Source organism: Bradyrhizobium sp. NP1 (genome assembly GCF_030378205.1).
In the GTDB taxonomy this organism is placed as follows: Bacteria; Pseudomonadota; Alphaproteobacteria; order Rhizobiales; family Xanthobacteraceae; genus Bradyrhizobium.
This window is the reverse complement of the sequence record NZ_CP127385.1, coordinates 1,036,031-1,058,287: the sequence shown is the minus strand read 5'-3', so window position 1 is coordinate 1,058,287 and position 22,257 is coordinate 1,036,031. Positions and strand designations below refer to the sequence as shown.

The following is a 22,257-nucleotide window of genomic DNA, read 5'->3' as shown; positions in this document are numbered from 1 at the left end:
TCCCCACCTGGCGCAGGACAAGTTTCAGACGAAAGCCTATTTGGCCGAGACCTTGGCGATGTTCACGATCTTGCCGTCCTTGACCTGCTGGATGATGAAGTCGATCATCAGCTGGTGGTCGATGCCATAGGTCTCCCGGCCGCCCCATTTCACCTTGCCGAAGACCGTGTCGTAGTCCTCCATCTTGGCAAAGGTCTCCTTGATCTTGTCGACGTCGAGCGAGCCGCTGCGGCTGATCGCTTCCAGCAGGATGCGCGCTCCGTTGTACATGACCGGGGACCATGTGCTCATGGCCGGACCGTATTTCTTGGAATAGGCGTCGTAGAATTTCTTGCCCAGCGGATTGTCCGGATCGAAGAAGTTGAACGAGATGAAGCCCTCGGCCAGCGGGCCCGCGACCGCCATGTTTTCCTCGATCGAGGGACCGCCGATCTGGACGATCTGCCCCTTGAACCCGAGCTGGCGGACCTGTTTCAGCAGCAGCCCGGATTCGGCCGGGGCGTTCGAATTAAGGTCCAGGACGTCGACATCCTGGGTCATCATCCGCGTCAGCAATGGCGAGAAGTCCGATACGCCGCGCTCGTATTTTTCGCTGAATGCCACCTCGAAGCCCGCCGCCTTGTAGGCGGCTTCGAGAATCGGAACCACCTGCTGGCCGATCGCGTCCGAGGGAGCGATCAGGGCGACCTTCTTGGCGGACGGATACTGCTGCTTCAGCCAGGCGATGATCGGCGGCCCGAACTCCTTGGTGGTGGCGGAAATGCGGTAGTTGTAGGCGCTCTCCGGCGTCAGGATCTTCGGCGAGAAGCCGTCGGACATTACCAGCACCTTCGCCGGGCTCGTCACCGACAACGCACCCAGCACCGCCGGCGTGCCGATCGGTCCAAGCACATACTTGACCTTGTCGGCGCTGACGAGGCGAGTCGCGGCGGTCGAGCCGCCCTGTCCGGAATAGGTGTCGTCATAGATGATCAGGCGCGGCGTATAGGTCTTGTCGCCGACCTTCAGGCCGCCGGCCGCGTTGACCTCGTCGATCGCAAGCTGCACGCCTCTCTGCGTCGCCACGCCCCAGTCGGTCGCGCCGCCGGAGAGACTGCCGATCGCCCCGATCGGCAAATCTTCCGCTGCAGCAGCCACGCCCGACACGGCAAGGTATCCCGCCGCTGCCAGCAGCCCCACTCTAAGCATCTTCATGACGTTTCCCTCGACTAGCTGTTTATTGTTGAGACGCCGTGCGACCGGCCAACCGGCGCACGCCGGCTTCTTGACGGCCGCTAGGCCAGCTCTCCTTCGCTTGCGCCGTAGAGCTCGCGGGCTTTTTCGGCGCTGATGTAGCCGTCGGCGACGTCGCGGCGCAGCTGGGCGCGCGACCGTTCCGCCGGATCGCCGTAGCCACCCGCCCCCGCCAGGCGAAAGCTGATGATGTCGCCGCGGCGCAAGGCGCGAATTTCCTTGGAGCCGAGGCTTTCGGTGATGCCGTTGCGGATAAGCAGCGTCTGCGCCGGCGCGCCCGACCCGCCGCCGAACAGGCCGTAAGGCGGCTTGGCGTGGCGATCTCCCAGCAACACCACCGTTGCGTCCTCGCAGAGGATCTCAACGTCTTTTCGAGTGCCGCATCCGCCGCGATAGAGGCCGGCGCCGCAGCTGTCGGGAATCGCCTGCAGGCGGTGAATGCGGATCGGATTGTTGGTCTCGTGCACCTCGACCGGCACATTGGCGCAGTTCATCACCGGCGCGAGACCCTCCACGCCGTCCTTGCTGGAGCGGCCGCCATAACCGCCGAAAATGAGGTCGTACATGATCCAGCGCTGGCCGGTCCGCTCGTCGACGCCGCCGATCTTGGGATTGCCCCAGTGGCTGAACGCGCCCATCGCCCGCTCCGGGACGGCCTTGGACATCGCGCCGTTGATGGCGTCGAAGATGCGAACCTGCACCGAGGCGCGGCCGCCGCTGGCGGCCGGAAAGCGCGCGTTGAAGAAGCTCCCCTCGCGCGCCACCACCTTGATCACGCGCTCGACGCCCGCATTGTTGGGAACGTCGATCTTGGCGAAGATGCGCATGGCGAAGCTGCCATAGGCGCGGGTGTAGTTGATGTAGCAGTTGATGCCGGCCGGCACCTGATCGCTGCTGCGGGAGAAATCGACCGTGGCTCCTTCCTTGTCCAGCGTCACGTCGACGCAGACGCCGATCGGCTCGGTGCCCGGGCCGTAATCGTCGAGCTGGTCGTCGAAGCTGAAGGTGCCCTGCGGCAGCGCCGCGAGGAGTTCGCGCGCGCGGGCTTCCGAGCGGTTCAGGATCTCGTCGACGATCGCATCGAACTGGCCGCGCCCCTGGGTGGATATCAGCTTGCGAAGCCGCTCGGCCCCGACGTGATTGGCATTGCGCTGGGCGAACAGGTCGCCACGCACCTTTTCCGGCAACCGCACATTGCCGAGGATGATGCGCAGGATATCGGTGTCGAATTCTCCCTTGCGGATGATCTTGACCGGCAGCACGCGAATGCCTTCCGCAAAGGACTCCTTGACGCCCTGGACCGCCTCGGAGCCCGGATGCGCGCCGCCGACATCGACATGATGCGCCGTGTTGACGACGTAGCCGATGATCGAGTCGTCAAGAAAGACCGGCGTGACCAGGTAGAAATCGGGAAAGTGCGAGCCGCCCAGGAAGGAGTCGTTGGTGCAGAGCGTGTCCCCCGGGCTCAGGGTCTCGGGGGGAATGTATTTGAGCACGTTCTCGACCGCATAGGGCATCGCGCCGAGGTGGCCGGGCGTGAAATTGCCCTGGGCGATCAGACGCCCTTTTCCATCGAACAGTCCGGTCGAGAAATCCTCGCCCTCGCGCACCGCCTCGGAGAAGGCGGTGCGGCGCAGCGCGCCGCCCATCTCGTCGGCAATGGAGACGAGGCTGTTCCAGACCACCGTGAGGGTCACCGGATCGATGCGCGAGGTGTTGCTGGCGCTGTGGTTCATCGGCCGATCTGCCTGATCAATTGCTTGGCGGTTCACTTGGCGGTTCACTTGGCGCCTCCGATCACGATCATGAGGTTGCCCGAGCTCGTCACCGAAACGACGTCGCCCGGCAGCACCACCGTGGTCGACTCCTTTTCCTCGACCAGCGCCGGACCTTCGAACTTGTGATGGGCCTGCAGCGCGTAGCGATTGATCACCTTGCAGGAAACGAGGCCGCCAAGCTCGGGGAAGTACGCCTTGCGCTCGCCGACCACCGGATCGGTGGTCGCCGTCGTGCCTTCGAGCTGCAGCGCCGGAGCCTTGCCGTCCCGCACCACGCTCGCGAGCACATACCAGTCCGTGACCTCGATCGCCGCCTCATTGTCGGTGTAGCCATATTCCCGCTTGTAGGCCGCGTAGAACGCGTCCCGCACCGCGCGCTCATAGTCGGGACCGATCTCGCCCGCCGGAAGATCGACGCGGATCTCGTATCCCTGGCCGACGTGGTGGATCGATGCGCTTCGCATGATCCGGATCGTCCCGCCGTGGCGCATGCGCTCGACCTGGACGCTCACGCGCTGTTCGAGCTCGCGGAAGATGTCCGAAATCTCGCGGCCGGCCTGGCCGTCCAGCTTCACGACGCGGGTCAGCCCCATGTCCATCTTCTGCTCGGCCACCAGGAGGCCGAGCGCGGATCCGACGCCGGCGCCGCGCGGCACGATGACCCGCGGCACCTCCAGCGCGCGCGCCAGCCGGCAGGCATGCAGCGGCCCCGCTCCTCCGAACGCCACGAGCGCGTAGCGGCGGGGATCGCGACCACGCTCGATCGACACGATCCGCATCGCGCGCTCCATGTTGGCGTTGGCGACGGAGTGGATGCCCCAGGCGGCCTCCTCGAGCGTCAGGCCCAGCGGCTCGCCGACATCGGCGGCAATCGCGCGCGCACCCCCGCGCGGATCGAGCTGCATCGCGCCGCCGTTGAAGAAATCCGGATTGAGATAGCCGAGCACCAGATTGGCATCGGTGATCGTCGGGCTGGTGCCGCCTCGGCCGTAACAGATCGGGCCAGGCTCGGCGCCGGCGCTGTCGGGGCCGACCGTGATCAGCCCCATCTTGGTCCGCGCGATGCTGCCTCCGCCGGCGCCGATCTCCAGCAGCTCGATCGCGGTGATGTTGAGCGGCAGCCCGCTGCCCTTCTTGTAGTTGACCGCATCGACCTCGAAGGTCGGCGTGATCGCCGGCACGCCGCCGTCGATCGCACCGAGCTTGGCTGTCGTACCGCCCATGTCGAAGGTTAGGACGTGATCGAAGCCCTCTTCCTTGCCGACCTCCGCGCACATCAGCACGCCGGCGGCGGGCCCTGATTCCACGATGCGCACGGGGAAGGAACGCGCCAGCTCCGCCGAGACGAGCCCGCCATTGGACTGCATCACCGAAAGGCCTGCCGATACTTCCAGCTTCCGCAACGAACCCTCGAGCGAGGTGAGGTAGCTGTCGACGAGCGGCGCCACATAGGCGTTGGCGACCGTCGTGCTGGTTCGCTCATATTCGCGAAACTTCGGTGAAACCACCGAGGACAGCGAGATGACCATTCCCGGCAGGTGCTTGCGAAGGATTTCGCCGACCCGCTGCTCGTGTTTCGGATTGGCGTAGGCGTGCAGCAGCACCACCGCGACCGCATCGAACCTGGCGGCCGCAATCCGGCTTGCCAGCGCCGCGACATCGGCCTCGGCCAGCGGCTCGACGACCGAGCCATCCGGCGCCAGCCGCTCCCTGATCTCGAAAATGTCCGAACGCGGCGCCAGCGGCACCGGCTTGTCGAGATGCAGATTATTGGTGTCGTAGCGCTTCTGCCGCCCGAGCAGCAGGACGTCGCGGAATCCCTCCGTCGTGATGAGCGCCACCCGGCTGCCCTTGCGCTCGAGGATCGCATTGGTGGCGATGGTGGTGGCATGAAAGACGTCGGCGATGACGCGGCCGTCGAATCCTCCGTCGCCGCGCCGGACCTCGAGATCATCGGTCACCGCCTTGGCGGGAGCCCGCGGCGTGGTCGGGACCTTCCATATCCTCACCAGGCCGCTGTCGGTGTCTCGCAACGCAAAGTCGGTGAAGGTGCCACCGATATCGAACGCCAGCTGCATTTCTTGTTCTTTCCCCACCCGATTGCCCTTTGCGGAGCAATTAATTATCGACGAGAGCGTTTTTCCCGATTATGGTATACCATATTAGAAGCCTACGATCGAGATGCGTTCAGCGCAAGCGGAAAATTACGACCGGTTTCCGAACACCGCTGGAACAGCGACGCGTCGCGATCCCACACGCAGGATAAACCGATGACTTCGCGAACGAAGAGCCACGACAAGGGCAGGATCGCTTTAGGCAGCCGCGCCGCGATCGACGCGGAGCCGATCAGACTCGATCCGACCGATCACGAGCGGCTGCGCAGCTCGCTGTCGGTGCAGCGAACGACGCCGACGCTTCGCGTGCTGGCCCTGGAGAAGCTGCGCACCGCGATCATCGAGGGCGAGTTTCCGCCCCACACCCGGCTGATCGAACGCCAGCTCTGCGACCTGCTCGGCGTGAGCCGCACTGTCGTTCGTGAGATCCTGCGGCAGCTCGAAGCCGAAGGCTGGGTCGTCAACCCGCCCTACAAGGGGCCGACGGTTGCCGCCCTCACCTTCGAGCAGGCACGGCAGACCTATGAAATACGCGAAGCGCTGGAAGGCCTTGCTGCGCGGCTTTGCGCGCGCCGCGCCACCGCCAGGCAGATCGAAGAGCTCGAAGCCATCGTCGACGAGATGGCTCGGGCGCAGGCGCAGCACAACCTCCGCAAGCAGGTGGATTGCGTCCGCCGCTTCTACGAGGTGATGCTGAACGCGACCGGCAACGAGCTGCTCGCAGAATTCCTCGCCTCCCAGCACCATCGCCTGATGCGGCTGCGGTCGATCTCGCTGAGCCAGCCGAAACGCGCCGCCGTCAGCGTCATTGAAAAGCGGAGGCTGGTCGCCGCGATCAGACGCCGCGACGAGAAGGCGGCGCAGGCCGCGAGCGAGCTGCATATTCGCAAGGCGGCGGAGGCGGCCCAGGAGGCCTATCGCGCGGACGCCGAGCAGACCGCGGTCGAGCGCGGCAGAATTGCCGCCAAGCCGAAGTCGCGGGCGACCGCCTAGCCGTCCGCGCGCGCTCGCCATCGCCGGCCCCGGGCCGGCGCATTTGTCTCGACCACGGACTTTTGACTTTCAGATATGATGGTATACCATATTAGTGTCAGTCAACGACCGCATGAATTTTCGGCCGGTCGATAGCATCGGAAATGGCGCGCATGCCCAACTATCCAAAAATCAAACTGTTCATCGACGGCCAGTGGCGCGAACGCGACGGCGACATGCCGATCGTCAATCCGTCGAACGAGGCGGTGCTGGGGGTGCTGCCACAGGCCACCCGCCGCGATCTCGACGACGCCCTTGCCGCCGCGGAAAAGGGGTTTCGCACCTGGCGGCGCATGTCGCCCGCGAAGCGGGAGCAGATCATCGAGAAGGCGAGCCTGCTCGCGCGCCAGAACATCGATGCGATTGCGCATGCCATGACGCTTGAACAAGGCAAGCCGATCCTGCAGTCGCGGCTCGAGGTCGAGCGCGGCTGCGATATTCTCGAATGGGACGCGAGCGAGGGACGCCGCACCTATGGGCGCGTGATTCCCACCGAACCCGGGATGCGCTTCCTGGTGACGCGCGAGCCGATCGGCGTGGTTGCGGCGTTCTCGCCCTGGAATTTTCCGTTCAGCTCGCCGGCCCGCAAGATCGGCGGCGCGCTCGCCGCCGGCTGCTCGATCATCATCAAGGCCTCGGAGGAGACGCCCGCCGGCGCCATGATGCTTGTGCAGGCTTTCGCCGACGCCGGCCTCCCCGAGGGCGTCATCAACCTCGTCTACGGCCGGCCGGCGGAAATCTCGGACTACCTGATCCCACACCCGACCGTGCGCCTGGTGACGTTCACGGGGTCGGTGGCCGTCGGCAAGCGGCTGGCCGAGCTTGCCGGACGCCACATGAAGCCCGCGATCATGGAGCTGGGCGGGCATGCGCCGGTGATCATTTGTGCCGACGCCAACGTCAAGAAGGCCGCCACGGCCTCGGTTACCGGCAAGTCGCGCAATGCCGGCCAGGTCTGCGTTGCGCCGACGCGGTTCTTCGTCGAGGAACCGGTCTATGCGGAATTCGCCGAGGCGTTCGCGGCGGGCGCGCGGAAAGTGAAGGTCGGCGAAGGCCTCGATGAATCCTGTGCGATGGGCCCTCTCGTCAACGCGCGGCGGCTCGAAACGATCGATGCGCTGGTGAGCGATGCCGTCGCCAAGGGCGCCAAGGTGCTCGCCGGCGGCAGCCGGCTCGGCAATCACGGCTACTACTATCCGCTCACCGTGCTGGGCGATGTCCCTGACGACGCGCGGGCCATGAACGAGGAGCCGTTTGGTCCGCTGGCCTTGCTGGCGAGGGTGCGCGACGTCGGGGAAGCCGTGCGGAAGGCCAACTCGCTCCCTTATGGCCTCGCCGCCTACGCCTTCACCGATTCAACCGACACGGCCGAGATGATCGCCCAGACGATCGAGTGCGGCAATCTCGCCATCAACCATTTCACGGCCTCGTATGCCGAGACGCCGTTCGGCGGCGTCAAGGACAGCGGTTACGGCCGTGAGGGCGGCGTCGAGGGCCTTGGCCACTACACGATCACCAAGCTTGTCAGTCACAAGATGTCCGCCTGAGGCGTGATCCGAAACGTCGATCCCGGCGCTCCGAGAGAGATCATGCGCGGCGACGCGCCAAAGCGTACGGAGGCGGCTGGATACGACGATGCAAGTGCCGGTCTGAACGAACGAAGAGCGTCCCATGTCTGAAACCAGCCTGCCGAGGCCAGCGGCAAAATCCCTGCTGTTCAGCCCGATCCAGTTGCGCGGGCTGACGGCCAGAAACCGGATCGTGATCTCGCCGATGTGCCAGTATCGATCGGTCGCCGGAGGCCCGACCGACTGGCACCTGGTTCATCTCGGCAAATTCGCGATGGCGGGCGCTGCGATCGTGTTCGGCGACGAAACCGCCGTGGAAGAACGCGGTCGAAAGACCCACGATTGCGCCGGCATCTATGATGACCGACATATCGCGCAATACCGGCGCATCACCGATTTCATCCGGTCGCTCGGATCGATCCCCGCCATTCAGCTCGGCCATTCCGGCCGAAAGGCCTCAAGCCACGGCGCCATGCAGAACTGGGCGCCACTCACCGCCGCAAATTCGACCGCGGACCGTCCGCCCTGGATCGGCATCGCACCGAGCGCCATTCCGGTCTCGCCCGACGCCCACACGCCTGCCGCGATGAGCCTGAGCGACATCGCAACCGTGTTGAACGCGTGGACCGAGGCGGCCAGGCGCGCGCTGCAGGCGGGATTCGACATCTGCGAAATCCATGGCGCACATGGCTATCTGATCCACCAGTTCCTTTCGCCGGTGACAAACCATCGTACCGATGCCTATGGCGGCGACCGGGCCGGCCGCATGCGTTTCGCGCTCGAGGTCGCCGAAGCCGTGCGTTCGGCATGGCCGGCCGACCTGCCCGTGTTCTTTCGCTGCTCGGTCGTGGACGGCAAGGGCGGCATCTGGGACGTCGACGACAGCGTCGCGCTCGCGACGGCGCTCAAGCAGATCGGCATCGACGTGATCGACTGCTCGTCCGGCGGCATCCAGGGCGACAGCGCGTTTCCGCTGATCCCGCGCGTGCCCGGCTACCACGTCGCCTACGCCTCCCACATCAGAAGCACCGCGAAGATCAAGACCATGGCGGTCGGCCTGATCGTCGACCCCCATCACGCCGATTCCATCCTGCAGGCCGGCGATGCCGATCTCATCGCGATCGCCCGCGAAGCACTGGCCGACAGCAACTGGCCGGTGCATGCGGCAGCCGCCCTGAACGAGGACGGCTACGGATTGCTGCCGTCCGATTACGCCTATCGTCTGCACGGCCGCAACCGAACGATTTCGGCCTATCCCGCGGGCACGGACGTTACGATACCGTTCACCGCGGCCCGCCACGAGCCGTACACCTGGTTCGACAGCGGCGAGGGCAGCCGGCCTTCGCTGAACAAGATCTGATCTCATTGACCTCCGAGCGCGTGCGCCGCCGACGCCGGGCAGGAACGACAACGACGATCTCAAGCATCTCGCGTGGAAGCAGGAAATGGCGCGGACCCTCTCGCTCCTCGATCTCGATCAGGCCAGGTCGTTCTACGAGAAAGGCCATTGGCAGCCCAGCACCCTTTATATGAGGCTGCGGCACTGGGCCGAGATTCAGCCCGAGCACCACGCGATCCGCGACACCGAGAGCCGCCTCACCTACCGCGAGGCGCTGCAATGGGTCGACACGATCGCGGCCGATCTTCACGCCGCCGGGCTGCGCCAGGGCGACCGCGTGTCGATCTGGCTGCCGAGCCGCGCGGAATCCGTGCTGGTCCTGCTCGCCTGCTCGCGGATGGGCTATGTCTGCAATCCGTCGCTGCATCGCGACTATACCTGCGCCGAAATCCGCATCCTGCTCGAGCGCGTCTCCGCAGCCGCTTTCTTCGGACAACCGGGCCATGGCGCGGATTCCGACCGCCACGACATTTTTGCCCTGCTGTCCGGCCTGCCAAGTCTCAAGAAGACCTATCGGCTGCCACCGCTGGCGGCGAATGAATTGAGCGGCAATCCGGCGAAGCGATGCGGCGAGCTTAGTGTGCGCGAATCCGGCGGCCTAGGCTTTTCGTCCAGCCCCGATCGCGTGATGTATCTCGCCTTCACCTCGGGCACGACGGGCCTTCCCAAGGGCGTGATGCACTCCGACAACACGCTGCTGTCGAACGGACGGGCGATCGTCAGCGACTTCGGCTTTGACGCCAAAACCGTGATCTACACGCTGAGCCCGATGAGCCACAACATGGGCACGGTCGCACTCGTCACGGCGCTGGCTTGCGGCGGTGAGCTCGTGGTCCACTCGCCGCTCGACGGCCGGCGAACGCTCGATCGCATCATCGAGACAGGCGCCACCTACCTGATCGGCGTGCCGACCCACGCCATCGACCTTCTCACTGAGGTGCACAAGCGCGGCTTGACGCGGATCGGCGATGTCTCCTCGTTCCAGCTCGCGGGATCGCCGATCCCTGCAGCGACCGTCCGCGCCCTGCTGGCGCTCGGAATAACGCCGCAGAGCTGCTACGGCATGACCGAGAACTGCTCGTTTCAATATACGCGGCCGGACGATCCGCCCGAAATCATCATCAACAGCTGCGGGCGCTCCTGCGACGGCTTCGAATTGAAGGTGTGGGACCCGGAAAATCCGGATCGCGAGCTGGAGATCGGAGAGACCGGCGAGCTCGGTGGCCGCGGCTGCTGCCTGATGCTCGGCTATTTCGACGACCAGATCGGCACCGAGCGATCCTTCAACCGGTCCGGCTGGTTCATGACCGGCGACCTTGGCGAGATGGACCGGCATGGCAATTTGCGCATCGTCGGCCGCAAGAAGGACCTGATCATTCGCGGCGGCCACAACATCCATCCCGCACGCATCGAGGACCTCGCCATGCGCCACCCGTCCGTCCTGAAGGCAGCCGCGTTTCCGGTCGCGGACCCGCGCCTCGGCGAGAAGGTATGTCTGGCGCTTGTCATGAAGGAGCCGCGCGAGATGCCGCCATCCGAAATCCTCGCGCATCTCGATGCGATGGGCCTGTCGAAATACGACATGCCCGAATACTTCGTCCAGCTCGACCACTTCCCGCTCACCGCAAGCGGAAAAGTGCTCAAGCGGCGGCTGGTGGAGGACGCCGCCAACGGCGTCATTCGTCCCGCACCTGTCCGCTTCCGTCCGCAGCCCGCAAGGGACTCTCTCGCCTGAGCAGCGCAGCGCGCCGCCGGACCATCAACATGCAACGAAAGAAGGTCCCATGAAGGCTGCAGTGATCGAAGCGCATGGTGGCGTCGAAAACATCGTGTACCGCGAGTTTCCCGATCCAGAGGTGCGGCCGGGCGACGTCCTGGTGCGCGTCAAGGCGTGCGGCCTCAACCACTTCGATATTTTCGTACGTCGCGGAATACCCGGCCTGCCGGTCAAGCTGCCTTTCATTTCGGGTGGCGACATCGCGGGCACCGTCGCGGCGGTCGGGGCCGGCGTCGAGGGCTTCGAGATCGGGGATGCCGTGCTGGTCGATCCGATGACCGACGAAGGGATGGTCGGCGAGGAGGTGCAGGGCGGGATGGCCGAACTCGTCCGGGTGCAGCATCAGTTCGTGATCTCGCTCGACCGTCGCCTCTCGTTCGAACGGGCCGCGTGCGTCCCTGCCAATTTCGGCACCGCGAACCGGATGCTGCATGCCAATGGCGGCCTGCAGAAGGACGATCTCCTGCTCGTGCTGGGCGCGAGCGGCGGCGTCGGCACGGCAACCGTCCAGCTGGCCAGGGCGCATGGCGCCCGGGTGATCGCCTGCGCCGGCTCGGATGAAAAATGCGCGCGTCTGCAGCAGCTCGGCGCCGACTACACGATCAACTACAGCAGGGAGGATTTCTCCCGGCAGGCCTGGGCGATCAGCGGAAAGAAGGGCGTCGACGTCTGCGTGAACTTCACGGGCGGCGAGACCTGGGTGCCGTCGCTTCGCGCCTTGAAGCGCTACGGCAAGCTGCTGACCTGCGGGGCGACCGCAGGCTTCGATCCCAGGGAGGACATCCGCTACATCTGGCAGCGGGAGCTTCGGATCATCGGATCGAACGGTTACCTGAAGGAGGATGTCGAGCAGGGCATGCGCGGCGTCGCCGAAGGCAGGCTGGCGCTGCCCGAGATCAGGACGTTTCCGATGTCGAAACTGGCGGAGGCGGAGAGCCTGATGGAGGCGCGCGACTTCTTCGGCAAGATCGTCCTGATTCCGGACTGAGGCGGCAGGCTCAAATCACGAACCAGAACCGCGCGCGGCAAGCCGGTCATACCGCATCGAACATCATGCGCATGCGCGTCTTGCCGGCCATCTGGATGTGGCTCCGGGCAAGACGCTCGGCTTGTTCCGGATCGCGTTTTTCGATCGCGGCGAGAATCGCAAGGTGCTCGGCATGCGCGCTTGCCGCCCGGCCGGGCATCTCGAACGTCGTCCCGGGCAGCAGAGCGAGCGAGTCGGACAAATGCTCCAGGGCGTGCGCAAGGTAGCGGTTATGGGCCGCGTCGTGGATCGCCCGATGAAACGCATGATTGAACTTGGCGACGACATCCGGGCTCTTGTTGGTATTCCCGGGCCGCGCCAGCAGTTCACGCATCTCCGAAATTTCGTCGGCCGAAGCATGCTGGGCCGCGAGCCTTGCCGCCGTCCCTTCCAGCGTTTCGCGCAAGGCATAGAGTTCGCGCACCTGCTGCTTATCAAGCTGGATAATCATCACGCCGCGCGATGCGGCGACTTCCAGAAGCCCCTCCGAGGCCAGGCGGCGGATGGCTTCGCGGATCGGCGTACGGCTGACATTGAGCCTGGCCGCGAGATCAGCTTCGCGCATCCGGTCCCCTGGGCGGAAATCGCCGGAGCGGATTCCAAGGCGCAATTGCTGGTAGACAAAATCGGCGCGTGAAAGATTGTGGTCTTCGACCCCCTTGGGCTGCGCCTTTTTCTTGCCTGGACCCGCCATGGATCCTCACCTTTTCCCGGTTGAAAATTGCAGGGTGCGCGGGGAATGATACATCATTGTATACATTTGGATTTCGCGGGTCCCTTGCGCAAGTGCAACATCGGAGTTGTCCCCATCGGGCCTGTCGCGGACCGAGCGCACGCGCTGCCGCTCGTCGATCGCTGCTCGCGCGGCCCGATCGCATTCTCCCGAATGCCGCCGCGCAAGGCTCAGCGACATGGCGATAAACATTCGGCAAGCCTGCGCTATCCTCGAAGGGAGCAAACATCAGCTGACCCGTTGGGTACTGCCGAATAAGGCCATTCTACATTTTCGACTTCAATCGTGAGGCGTTCAAACTTTATCTGCTTGCGGCTGGAGCCGTGACCGCGGCGCCGGCGGACGTGCCGGCCACGCGGCCGAAAACGCTGCCCGAGATCAGTCCCGTGCCACCGGGGTAGTTGAAGAAGAACAGCCCGCCAACCAGCTCTCCGGCGGCATAGAGCCCTGGGATGGGAGCCAGATCGGTGTCGAATACCTGGCCGGTGTCAGCATCGATCCGCAAACCGCCGAAAGTGAAGGTGATGCCGCAGCCGACCTGATAGGCCTCGAAAGGACCGGTATCGATCCTGTTGGCCCAGTTCGACTTCGGGATGGCCAGGCCGTCGGTGCAGCGGCCGTCCTTGACGTTCGGATTGAACGTAATGTCGGTCCGCACAGCTCGGTTGTAGCGGTTGATCTCGTCGAGGAATGCGACGCGGTCGACGCCGTCCAGCTTGTCGGCAAGCTGCTCGAGCGTATCAGCGCTCACCTTGGTCACCCGCTTGATGCGATATTCGTCGCGCAGAAGGTGGATCACCTTCTGGTCGAATATCTGCCAGGCAAATTGATCGGGCTGTTCGAGGATGACACGGCCGTACTTCGCATAGGTGTAGTTGCGGAAATCCGCTCCCTCATCGACGAAGCGACGGCCGGTGGCATTGACCATGATGCCCCAGGGATAGGAGTGCTTCTGAAAATTATCGCCGACCGAGAGATCGCCGAATTCCGGCGCGTTGTAGTCCCAGCCGACGGCATGGCAGCCCGACCAATTGCCATAAGGCGAAGCGCCGATATCGAGCGCCATCCGGATGCCGTCGCCGGTATTGAAGCGCGTGCCGCGAACCTTTGCCGTCTCCCAGCCGGGCCCGAGATAGCGGGTGCGCCACTCGGTGTTGGATTCGAAACCGCCGCTGGCGAGAACGACCGCGGAGGCGCGAAGCTCCCGGATGCTGCCGCCCTCCTTCACTCTGACGCCCTGCACCCTGTGACCGTCGTGCAGCAGATTGATCGCCCGGCTATTGTAGCGGACGACGATGCCCTGCTTGCCGGCGATTTCGGTCAGCTGCTGGATCAGGCCGGGGCCGCCGCCCAGCGCCTCGACCGTGAGGCCGCCCCAGAACTTGAAGCGGCCATCGACCTTGAATGCCTGCCGGCCATAGATCGGTGCGAAGCGAATTCCCTTGGCGCGGAGCCATTTCATGGTCTCGAACGAGGATGTCACCAGCCGCTCACAGAGCGCCGGATCGGTGCGGTAACGCGTGACCCGGAACATGTCGTCGTAGAATTGATCGGTCGTGTAGGTGCCGAAATCGGTATTGGCGATCTCGTTCTCGGTCAGGTCGGGCATGACGGCCTTGAGGTCCTCGACGCCGCGATAGGCGAAGCGGATGGCACCTGCCGTAAAGCGGCTGTTGCCGCCGCTTTCTGCTTCCGGCGCTCGTTCCAGCACCAAGACGCGGGCGCCGGATTCGCGCGCCGCGACGGCAGCGCAGAAAGCCGCATTGCCGGCGCCGACGACGATCACATCGAATTCTGAAGATGACATGGAATGGGGTCCTTCTGGCTGCATCAGGGCGGGGCGGGCTTTCGAGCCCGCGGCGCGCTTCGAATGTCAGCGTTTACCGAGAAGCGCGTGGCGGAAAGCGCTCTTGCTCTCATGGGCATGCCAGTTGCGACGATAGGGTGGGGGCGGATTGCCGTTGACCTTCAGCAGGATGAAGACTGGAGAGTTGGACTGCCGCAGCAGGCGGGCGGCCTGGGCAATGTCGGCCTCGTTCGTCACTTCATGCGTGACGGGAATGCCGCATCCGCTCGCGACGACCCGCAAATCGACGCCCTGGCCGGTATGCGTGGCCTGGCTGCCTGTTTCGCCATAAAGTTCGTTGTCGACGCAGACGACCGCGAGGTTCTTCGGCTTCATGATGCCGATGGTCGCGAGCGACCCGATGCTCATCAGGAGGTCGCCGTCACCGGTCACCACCACGACGCGCCGATCCGGCTGGGCAAGTGCAAGGCCGAGCCCCGTCATCGTGGCCCCGCCCATGGCTCCGCCAAACAGGAACGTATTCGGCGCTTCCCTGGCGAGCGCGCCGATGTCCTTTGCCGCTCCGGCCAGGCCGGCGATGATCAGGAAATCGCTGGGATCGCCGAACAGCTTCGGAATGACTTCGCTCCGATCGAGGCCTGACGATATCTTCCTTGTACTGGTCATCGACATGCCCTGAAGCTAGAACGCCTTGGCGCCAATCAGGCGCTGAGACAGCAGAATGGCGACCGGCCGCTCCGCGGTGAAAGCCATGGACAGCGCGGCAGTGGTCGCCGGCGCGACATCGGCAGGAGTTTCGGCCCGCAGGCAGATGACGCCCATCGCTTCCAGCGTGGGCTGGACGGCCTGTCCCATGGCATATTGCCAGGGATTGGCTTCGCCGAAATCGCCGCGCATGGTGATGACGGCGAGAAACGGAAACAGCCCGTTCGCGATCAGCGACAGCATGTTGGTGCAGTTGCCGGTGCCGCTGCTCTGCATCAGCAACACCGACCTCGCGCCGCCGAGATGCGCGCCCGCCGCCAGCGCCACGCCCTCCTGCTCGGTCGTCAGCGGAACCGCGATCGCGCCGGGATCGGCCAACGCACGCTCGATCGCGACCTTGTGGCCGGCGTCGGGCACGTAGGAGAACAGCGTGACGCCACCCTCCCGCAGGAGATCGTAGAGGTCATCCTGCCACCGGCTCTCAGCGCTCCCTTGCTGCTCCATCTCCATCTCCCGGCTGGCCCGAAGCGCAGCGCATCGGTCAGCTGCCAGCCTCGCTGTCTTGTACGCGATTGTATACCAATGAATTCACAGGCCCGCAACATGCAAATTCGCAGCGCGATTGACGCCTCTTGCGCGGGCCGGCTTCGGCCGGAAGCGAATGAGCGGCTGATCACGGGACTCTTTTCGACCGGCATTTCCAGGCGCACGGAGCGCGGGGCCTCACTTCGCAGGAAGCTCCCTGGCAGCCGGCAGCTGAAAAAGGGTGTGTCCTTTGAGGAATTCGCGCGATCCCTATCTGAGGCCGGCGCAAAATCGTTGAATGCGGCGGCAGGCTTCATCGAGCAGGTCCATGGATGCCGCGTAGGAAATCCGGAAGTTCGGTCCACAACCGAATGCCGACCCGTGCACCACGGCGACGCCCTCGCTCTCCAGCAGCGCCAGAACGAAATCCTCGTCGGTCTTGATGGTCCGGCCGTCGGCCAACCGCTTTCCAAGCACGCCGGCGCAGGACGGATAGACGTAAAACGCGCCGTCGGGAGTCGGGCATTGAATACCGCGGGCCTGGTTGAGCATCGATACCACGAGGTCGCGGCGCTGCTCGAAAGCCTTGCGACGACCATCCAGGAAATCCTGGGGGCCGGTGAGCGCCTCGACTGCGGCCCATTGCGAGACGGAGCTGGTACCCGACGTCGTCTGGCTCTGGATCGTCTCCATCGCCTTTATGAGCTGCGGCGGGCCTCCGGCATATCCGATCCGCCAGCCGGTCATCGCATAGGCCTTGGAGACCCCGTTGACGGTCAGGGTTCGCTCGTAGAGCTCGGGCTCGACCTGGGCCAGCGTGGCAAATTTGAAATCGCCGTAGACCAGGTGCTCGTAGATGTCGTCGGTGAGAATCCACACCTGCCGGTGGCGCTTCAGGACTTCGGCGAGCGCCTTGAGCTCATCATGGCTGTAGACCGCCCCGGACGGATTGCACGGCGAGTTCATGATCAGCCACTTCGTCTTCGGCGTGATAGCAGCCTCGAGCGCTTCCGGCCGCAGCTTGAAGCCGTCGGCGACATTGGCCGTCACGGCGACCGGCGTCCCGCCACAGAACTGAACCAGCTCCGGATACGAAACCCAGTAAGGCGCCGGGATGATGACCTCGTCGCCAGGATCCACCGTCGCCAGCAGCGCATTGGCGACGACCTGCTTGCCGCCGGTCGAAACGATGATCTGCGAGGTCTGATATTCGAGCTGGTTCTCGCGCTTGAACTTGCGGACAACGGCCTCGCGCAGCTGCGGGATTCCGGCAACCGGCGTATATTTCGTGTATCCGCGCGCAATCGCCGCGTTCGCAGCCGCCCGTACGTTTTCGGGCGTCTCAAAATCGGGCTCGCCGGAGCTGACTGCGACAATGTCGCGGCCTTCGGCTTTCAGCCTGCGCGCCCGGTCCGACGCGAAATTGGTTGGCGACGGCTTGATACGCGACAACGCGGCGGAGAGAAGTGGCACGGTGAAGCTCCCTGTAAGCGAATTGACGTTATGGCGCGCGGTTCTGCCGGACGCCCCGACCTCGTCCGTTTTTCACTGCAACCTGATGTTCTGCGCCTCGATCAGCTTGCGCCATTTCCCGCATTCCTCGGCGAAATACTGCGGAAACTCCTCCGGCGAGCCCGCGACGAGGATCAGCCCCGCCTGCAGCAGCGGCCTGGTCACCTCCGGAGACTTGAACGCGTTCTTCATCGCGGCATTGAGCCGATGAATGACGGCGTCCGGCGTCCCGGCCGGCACGAACAAGGCGACGTCCGTTGTCGACTGGAATCCGGGCACGGTCTCGGCGATCGCCGGCACGTTTGGCCGCAGCGCGGCTCGTTCCGTCGTGCTGGCGCCCAGCATCCGCAGCAGACCGCCGTCGGCCGCCGAAATGGCCGTGGACAAATCGACGAATGCGACGCTCGTCTCGCCCGCGATGACAGCCTGCAATGAGGGCGCGCCTCCCCGATACGGAACGTGCTGCATGCGGATGTGGGTCATCGACATCAGCAGCTCCATCGCCATGTGGCTCGTGCTGCCCGGCCCGGCGGAAGCGAAGTTCACGTCGTTCGTCTTGCGGTTGCGGACATAGTCCAAAAACTCCGGCACCGAGTTCGCCGGCACGCTCGGGTGGACGCAAAGCATCTGCGGAGACCGCAACACCAATCCGACCGGCGCGAACGCCTTGTCGTTGTCATAGGGCAGCGACGGCAGGATGCTCGGCGCCACCGCGTAAGTGCTGTTGGTTGCGAACAGGACCGTATAACCATCGGCCGCAGAGTGCGCGACCGCGGTGTGGCCGATCGTGCCCGAGGCGCCCGGCTTGTTTTCGACGACGACGGTCTGGTCGAATTCCGCCACCCACTGATTGGCAAGCAGGCGGGCCGTCATGTCGGTAATGGCGCCGGCGGGCCAGGGCACGATGATCCTGATCAGCCGGTTGGGATAGCCTTCTTGCGCGGCCCGGAGATGCGCGGGGAAAAGCGGGAGGACCGCTGCCGCGGCGAGCCAGCCGGACACACGGCGGCGAGGAATTCCAACATGCGCAGACATAGTAGCTTCCCCTGTTGCGATCCGGACGGCGGATTGCCCGCAGCGGTCGGCGAAGTCGTTGAAGCGCTTCGTTTGCCCTCGTATTTCGCCGCACGATTTCCGAACGCCTGAAGCGTCCGCGTCTGGAATTTGCCCGCTCCCTTGCTCAACTCCGCCAGGCGACGGCCCGATTGTCCCGGCAACGATCGTTGCGGCCGGATCAACCGAGCTCGATCACCAGATTCTTCATCTCATCCACCCTGACCTGCGATCCTGGACCGACAACGCATGTCGATTCACGCTCCTCGATCAATGCCGGCCCTGGAAAAGTCGTGCCCGCGCCGAGCGCATACCGGTCGTAGACGGGACATGTCTGCCAGCCGTGCCCCTCGAACAGCACAGGGCGCTGGCCGCGGCGCGCATTCCTGCTCGCGCCGCTCTGCGACGGGCTCGCACTGATGCGAATGTCGGTGTTGGGCGCAACGCAGGCCAGACGCCAGCTGAGCGCTTCGATCGACGCGTCCTCGATCAGGCGTCCGAAATGCGTTCGATAGCTCGCGAAGAAGTTCTCCCTGATGGCGGGGAGATCCGCGGCGGACAGCGACAGCGACGGGAGCCGCACGGGGACTTCAAAACCCTGGCCGACATAACGCATGTCTGCCGTCGGCGTGTAGGTGATCCGCTTCGGATCAGCGCCCGCTTCGGTCAGCAGGTTGCGTCCGATCGTCTCCATCTCCGACAACATCGCATTGACGTGCGACCAGTCGACGCGCTCCAGCCGCGCTACGTAACTGCGCACCATGTCGGTCGCCGGAGGAGCGACCAGAAAGCCGAGCGCCGAGGCGACGCCGGCACCGAGCGGCACGACGACCCTTCCGACCTTCAGCAACCGGGCGAGGTTCCAGGCATGCACCGGCCCGGCACCGCCGAACGCAATGATCGTATACTGGCGGGGATCCCTTCCCTTTTCCGCCAGATGCATGCGCGTGGCGGCCGCCATCGTCTCATCGACGATCCGCTGCACACCGAGTGCCGCGTCCTGCGATTCGACATTGATCTGCGAGGCAAGCTTGTCGGCGAAGACCCCACGGACGCGCTCCAGATCGAGCTTCAGCTCGCCACCCAGGAAGTAGGAAGGGTCGAGCCTGCCGAGCACAAGATCGGCATCCGTTACGGTCGGCTGCGTGCCGCCTCGCCCGTAGCAGACCGGCCCGGGCTTGGCCCCGGCGCTGCGCGGACCCACCTTCATCAGCCCCGACGTTGCGTCGACATGCGCCAGACTGCCGCCGCCGGCGCCGATCTCGATCATATCGACCACCGACACCTTGAGCGGCAGGCCGGACCCCTTCTGAAAGCGCCGCACGCGGCCCGCCTCGAAGTTGAACTTGTGATCCGGCGCGCCATTCTCGACCAGGCACATCTTGGCCGTGGTGCCGCCCATGTCGAAGGAAACCACGCGATCGAGCCCGGCGAGCCGCGCGAGGAAAGAGGCTGCCATCGCGCCTGCGGCTGGACCCGACTCGATCAAGCGAATGGGGTATTCCTTGGCTTCCCGAACCGTCGTGATGCCGCCGCCCGAGAGCATCACGTAGAGATGGCCGAGAAAGCCGAGCTTGCCGAGCTCCGCCTCGAGCCTGTCGAGGTAGCGTTGCGTCAACGGCTGGACGTAGGCGTTGGCGCAGGCGGTGCTCGTCCGCTCATATTCGCGGATTTCCGGAGCGACGTCGGCCGAGAGCGACAGCGGCAGCGCCGGATACAGCCGCCGCACGATCTCCGCTGCGCGCCGCTCGTGCCCGGGCGAGCGATAGGAGTGCATGAAGGCGATCGCCAGCGCCTCGCAGCGCTCGCGTTCAACCAGCTGCCGCGCCGCGGACGCCACCGCATCCTCGTCCAGCTTCAGCAGGACCTTGCCGTCCGCATCGATCCGCTCCGATATCTCAAGGCGGCGGTATCGCGGAACGAGGGTCGGCGGCATTTCGAGGAACAGGTCGTAGAGATCGTAGCGGGTCTCGCGGCCGATCTCGATCGTGTCGCGAAAGCCCTCCGTCGTCAGCAGGCCGATCGTCCCGCCGGTGCGCTCGATGATGGTGTTGGTGATCAGGGTCGTGCCATGCACGACGCTGTGCAGATCCGAGGACCGCAGCCCGGTCTCCTGCAGCATGCGGGAGATTCCCGCAATGATCGCCGCGCTCGGATCATCGGGCGTGGTGAGCAGCTTTCCGACATGGACCAGGTCGCTGGCCGGATCGTGCAGCACGAGATCGGTGAAGGTGCCGCCGACGTCGACGCCGATGCGCGCCGTGCGCGTTTTCGCAGCCATGCTCACTCCAGTCCGTAATCGCGCCTGGCGGCGGCGGGCGAGATATAGCCGTCGCGAAGATCGGATTTCACCGCTTCGCGGCTGCGCAGCCTGGGATTCCCGTAGCCGCCTCCGCCGGCGTAAAGCAGCGTGACCCGACGGCCCGGATCGACCGACGTTCGGGATTTCGGATGCGGCTTGACGCCGTCGTCGAGCGTGATCACGGACGGCGCGCCATGCATGCCGCCGCGAACGCCGTAGGGCGGGTGCCGATGGCGATCGGACAGCAATGAGAGCCGCACGGGCCGGCCGGCACGCACCTCGATCTCGACCTCCTGGCCGAGACCTCCGCGGAATGTGCCGGGACCGCCGCTGTCGGTGCGCAGCCGCTTCTTCCAGACCACGAGCGGCGCAACGCTTTCGTAGGCCTCGATGCTGCCGGCGCCGACATTCGTCGGAAACGCCGTGGTCGGCAGACCGTCCTTGTGCGGCGCCGCGCCCATGCCGCCGCTGGCGAACAACACCTGCGAGAACCGCTGGTCGTCGTGGCTGACGCCGCTGAACAGGGCGCGCATGGTGGGCGCGCCCCCGCAATCGGCGATGATCTTGTCGTGCAGCACGGGTTCGAGCGCGCGGTAGATCGCGCCTGCGAGCAGATGGCCCGTCAACTGCCTGGCGCTGCACGGTGCGGGGTACACCGGATTGAGGATCGATCTCTCCGGCGCGCTCACCGTGATCGCGCGATAGGAGCCTTCGTTGCGGGGCGTGAACGGATCAAGGATGCACTTGATCGGATAGACCGAATAGGCATGCGTATAGTTCAGCACGCAGTTGATGCCGCGATCGATTTGGGCGGACGTGCCTTCGTAGTCGATATGCATCGTCTCGCCGCTGACCGTCACGGTGCACGCGATGCGAGTCGTCAGTTCATCGAATCCGTCGGCTTCGATCTCGGCCTTGTAGGTGCCGTCCGGAACCGCGGCGATGGCGCGGCGCATCGCGCGATCGGTGCGCGCCTGGAGCTCGGCGGACAAGCCCCGGAGATCCGAAAGGCCGCTATCCTCGAGAAATTCGACAACGCGGCGGACGGACACTTCGTTCGAAACGACCTGCGCCTCGAGGTCACCCAGGACCTGACGCGGAACGCGGACGTTCGCGGAGATCAGATCGACCAGATCCGCGTTCCACTTGCCGGCACGGATGAGATGGATCGGAAGGATGCGGATTCCTTCCTCGAACAGCTCGCGACAATCCGCAGACCAGAGCGCCCCGCCGACATCGGGCGAATGCGCGATGCAGCCGGCGAATCCGACGATTTTCCCGCGATGAAAGATCGGAGTTACGACGGTGAAATCCGGCAAATGCCCCGTCGCAAGCCAGGGATCGTTGGTGACCACCGCGTCGCCCGGCCGCCAGGACTCGATCGGAAACTTGGCGAGAAACGCCTTGGTGGTGCGCGGCAGGATGCAGGAGAACGAGGCTATGCCGCCGGTGTTCTCCGATACACTGTCCCCGTTGCGATCCATGAGCACGGTGCCGTAATCATTGGATTCGCGCACGATGGTGGAGAACGCCGTGCGGAGCAGCCCGGTCGCCGCCTCGTCCGCAATCGAGATCAGGCGGCTCCAATAGACCTCAAGCGTGATCGGATCAAAAATCTCAGGCTTGCGATCGGACATTCCGCGATCCGTTTCTCCACGCACCCGTTCGAGGGCTTTCGGCAAGGCAGCCCAG

General features: G+C 64.9%; 16 protein-coding genes. 5 read left to right on the top strand and 11 right to left on the bottom strand.

The annotated features are described in order from the left end of the window. Positions 1-36: 36 nt before the first annotated feature. The 3 genes from QOU61_RS04980 to QOU61_RS04970 form a co-directional block, all read right to left on the bottom strand. Positions 37-1,194, bottom strand: coding sequence for an ABC transporter substrate-binding protein (locus QOU61_RS04980; RefSeq protein ID WP_289657019.1), 1,158 nt, complete (start codon positions 1,192-1,194; stop codon positions 37-39). Positions 1,195-1,274: 80 nt separating this feature from the next. Beyond that, entirely contained in the window at positions 1,275-2,969 is a 1,695-nt protein-coding gene (locus tag QOU61_RS04975; protein ID WP_289657018.1) for a hydantoinase B/oxoprolinase family protein, read from the bottom strand. Positions 2,970-3,013: 44 nt separating this feature from the next. Next, positions 3,014-5,089 (bottom strand): hydantoinase/oxoprolinase family protein, encoded by a 2,076-nt coding sequence (locus QOU61_RS04970; protein WP_289657017.1) that lies wholly within the window; start codon positions 5,087-5,089, stop codon positions 3,014-3,016. Between the two features lie 192 nt (positions 5,090-5,281). Here QOU61_RS04970 and QOU61_RS04965 point away from each other — a divergent pair, with 192 nt between their 5' ends. From QOU61_RS04965 to QOU61_RS04945, 5 genes are all read left to right on the top strand, one after another. Continuing rightward, entirely contained in the window at positions 5,282-6,118 is an 837-nt protein-coding gene (locus tag QOU61_RS04965) for a GntR family transcriptional regulator (protein ID WP_289657016.1), read from the top strand. Between the two features lie 152 nt (positions 6,119-6,270). Next, positions 6,271-7,704, top strand: a complete 1,434-nt coding sequence (locus QOU61_RS04960; protein WP_289657015.1) for an NAD-dependent succinate-semialdehyde dehydrogenase — start codon at positions 6,271-6,273, stop codon at positions 7,702-7,704. A gap of 124 nt (positions 7,705-7,828) precedes the next feature. Next, positions 7,829-9,085: an NADH:flavin oxidoreductase/NADH oxidase gene (locus tag QOU61_RS04955; RefSeq protein ID WP_289657014.1), complete on the top strand. Its 1,257-nt coding sequence runs from the start codon at positions 7,829-7,831 to the stop codon at positions 9,083-9,085. A gap of 85 nt (positions 9,086-9,170) precedes the next feature. Further along, positions 9,171-10,859 (top strand): class I adenylate-forming enzyme family protein, encoded by a 1,689-nt coding sequence (locus QOU61_RS04950; RefSeq protein WP_289657013.1) that lies wholly within the window; start codon positions 9,171-9,173, stop codon positions 10,857-10,859. A 49-nt stretch (positions 10,860-10,908) separates the two neighbouring features. Beyond that, positions 10,909-11,889 carry a zinc-binding dehydrogenase gene (locus QOU61_RS04945; RefSeq protein WP_289657012.1) on the top strand — a complete coding sequence of 327 codons (981 nt, stop codon included), beginning with the start codon at positions 10,909-10,911 and terminating at the stop codon, positions 11,887-11,889. Between the two features lie 46 nt (positions 11,890-11,935). Here QOU61_RS04945 and QOU61_RS04940 read toward each other — a convergent pair whose 3' ends face one another. From QOU61_RS04940 to QOU61_RS04905, 8 genes are all read right to left on the bottom strand, one after another. Continuing rightward, positions 11,936-12,622 carry a GntR family transcriptional regulator gene (locus QOU61_RS04940; RefSeq protein WP_289657011.1) on the bottom strand — a complete coding sequence of 229 codons (687 nt, stop codon included), beginning with the start codon at positions 12,620-12,622 and terminating at the stop codon, positions 11,936-11,938. A gap of 340 nt (positions 12,623-12,962) precedes the next feature. After that, positions 12,963-14,468, bottom strand: coding sequence for an FAD-dependent tricarballylate dehydrogenase TcuA (gene tcuA / locus QOU61_RS04935; RefSeq protein ID WP_289657010.1), 1,506 nt, complete (start codon positions 14,466-14,468; stop codon positions 12,963-12,965). Between the two features lie 66 nt (positions 14,469-14,534). Beyond that, positions 14,535-15,134, bottom strand: coding sequence for a thiamine pyrophosphate-dependent enzyme (locus QOU61_RS04930; protein ID WP_289657009.1), 600 nt, complete (start codon positions 15,132-15,134; stop codon positions 14,535-14,537). A gap of 15 nt (positions 15,135-15,149) precedes the next feature. Further along, positions 15,150-15,677, bottom strand: a complete 528-nt coding sequence (locus tag QOU61_RS04925; protein WP_289657008.1) for a phosphonopyruvate decarboxylase — start codon at positions 15,675-15,677, stop codon at positions 15,150-15,152. 291 nt (positions 15,678-15,968) lie between these two features. Further along, positions 15,969-17,171 (bottom strand): pyridoxal phosphate-dependent aminotransferase, encoded by a 1,203-nt coding sequence (locus QOU61_RS04920; protein ID WP_289657007.1) that lies wholly within the window; start codon positions 17,169-17,171, stop codon positions 15,969-15,971. Between the two features lie 72 nt (positions 17,172-17,243). After that, on the bottom strand, positions 17,244-18,245 hold the full coding sequence (locus tag QOU61_RS04915) for a Bug family tripartite tricarboxylate transporter substrate binding protein (protein ID WP_289657006.1): 1,002 nt from the start codon (positions 18,243-18,245) through the stop codon (positions 17,244-17,246). A 199-nt stretch (positions 18,246-18,444) separates the two neighbouring features. After that, on the bottom strand, positions 18,445-20,544 hold the full coding sequence (locus QOU61_RS04910; protein ID WP_289657005.1) for a hydantoinase/oxoprolinase family protein: 2,100 nt from the start codon (positions 20,542-20,544) through the stop codon (positions 18,445-18,447). A 2-nt stretch (positions 20,545-20,546) separates the two neighbouring features. After that, on the bottom strand, positions 20,547-22,202 hold the full coding sequence (locus tag QOU61_RS04905; RefSeq protein ID WP_289657004.1) for a hydantoinase B/oxoprolinase family protein: 1,656 nt from the start codon (positions 22,200-22,202) through the stop codon (positions 20,547-20,549). Between the last annotated feature and the right edge of the window lie 55 nt (positions 22,203-22,257).

What these genes read in the sequence shown, in the direction of transcription:
- QOU61_RS04980 (WP_289657019.1), bottom strand. Translation starts at nt 1,194, where the DNA reads ATGAAGATGCTTAGAGTGGGGCTGCTGGCAGCGGCGGGATACCTTGCC.
- QOU61_RS04975 (WP_289657018.1), bottom strand. Translation starts at nt 2,969, where the DNA reads ATGAACCACAGCGCCAGCAACACCTCGCGCATCGATCCGGTGACCCTC.
- QOU61_RS04970 (WP_289657017.1), bottom strand. Translation starts at nt 5,089, where the DNA reads ATGCAGCTGGCGTTCGATATCGGTGGCACCTTCACCGACTTTGCGTTG.
- QOU61_RS04965 (WP_289657016.1), top strand. Translation starts at nt 5,282, where the DNA reads ATGACTTCGCGAACGAAGAGCCACGACAAGGGCAGGATCGCTTTAGGC.
- QOU61_RS04960 (WP_289657015.1), top strand. Translation starts at nt 6,271, where the DNA reads ATGCCCAACTATCCAAAAATCAAACTGTTCATCGACGGCCAGTGGCGC.
- QOU61_RS04955 (WP_289657014.1), top strand. Translation starts at nt 7,829, where the DNA reads ATGTCTGAAACCAGCCTGCCGAGGCCAGCGGCAAAATCCCTGCTGTTC.
- QOU61_RS04950 (WP_289657013.1), top strand. Translation starts at nt 9,171, where the DNA reads ATGGCGCGGACCCTCTCGCTCCTCGATCTCGATCAGGCCAGGTCGTTC.
- QOU61_RS04945 (WP_289657012.1), top strand. Translation starts at nt 10,909, where the DNA reads ATGAAGGCTGCAGTGATCGAAGCGCATGGTGGCGTCGAAAACATCGTG.
- QOU61_RS04940 (WP_289657011.1), bottom strand. Translation starts at nt 12,622, where the DNA reads ATGGCGGGTCCAGGCAAGAAAAAGGCGCAGCCCAAGGGGGTCGAAGAC.
- tcuA (WP_289657010.1), bottom strand. Translation starts at nt 14,468, where the DNA reads ATGTCATCTTCAGAATTCGATGTGATCGTCGTCGGCGCCGGCAATGCG.
- QOU61_RS04930 (WP_289657009.1), bottom strand. Translation starts at nt 15,134, where the DNA reads ATGACCAGTACAAGGAAGATATCGTCAGGCCTCGATCGGAGCGAAGTC.
- QOU61_RS04925 (WP_289657008.1), bottom strand. Translation starts at nt 15,677, where the DNA reads ATGGAGCAGCAAGGGAGCGCTGAGAGCCGGTGGCAGGATGACCTCTAC.
- QOU61_RS04915 (WP_289657006.1), bottom strand. Translation starts at nt 18,245, where the DNA reads ATGTCTGCGCATGTTGGAATTCCTCGCCGCCGTGTGTCCGGCTGGCTC.
- QOU61_RS04910 (WP_289657005.1), bottom strand. Translation starts at nt 20,544, where the DNA reads ATGGCTGCGAAAACGCGCACGGCGCGCATCGGCGTCGACGTCGGCGGC.
- QOU61_RS04905 (WP_289657004.1), bottom strand. Translation starts at nt 22,202, where the DNA reads ATGTCCGATCGCAAGCCTGAGATTTTTGATCCGATCACGCTTGAGGTC.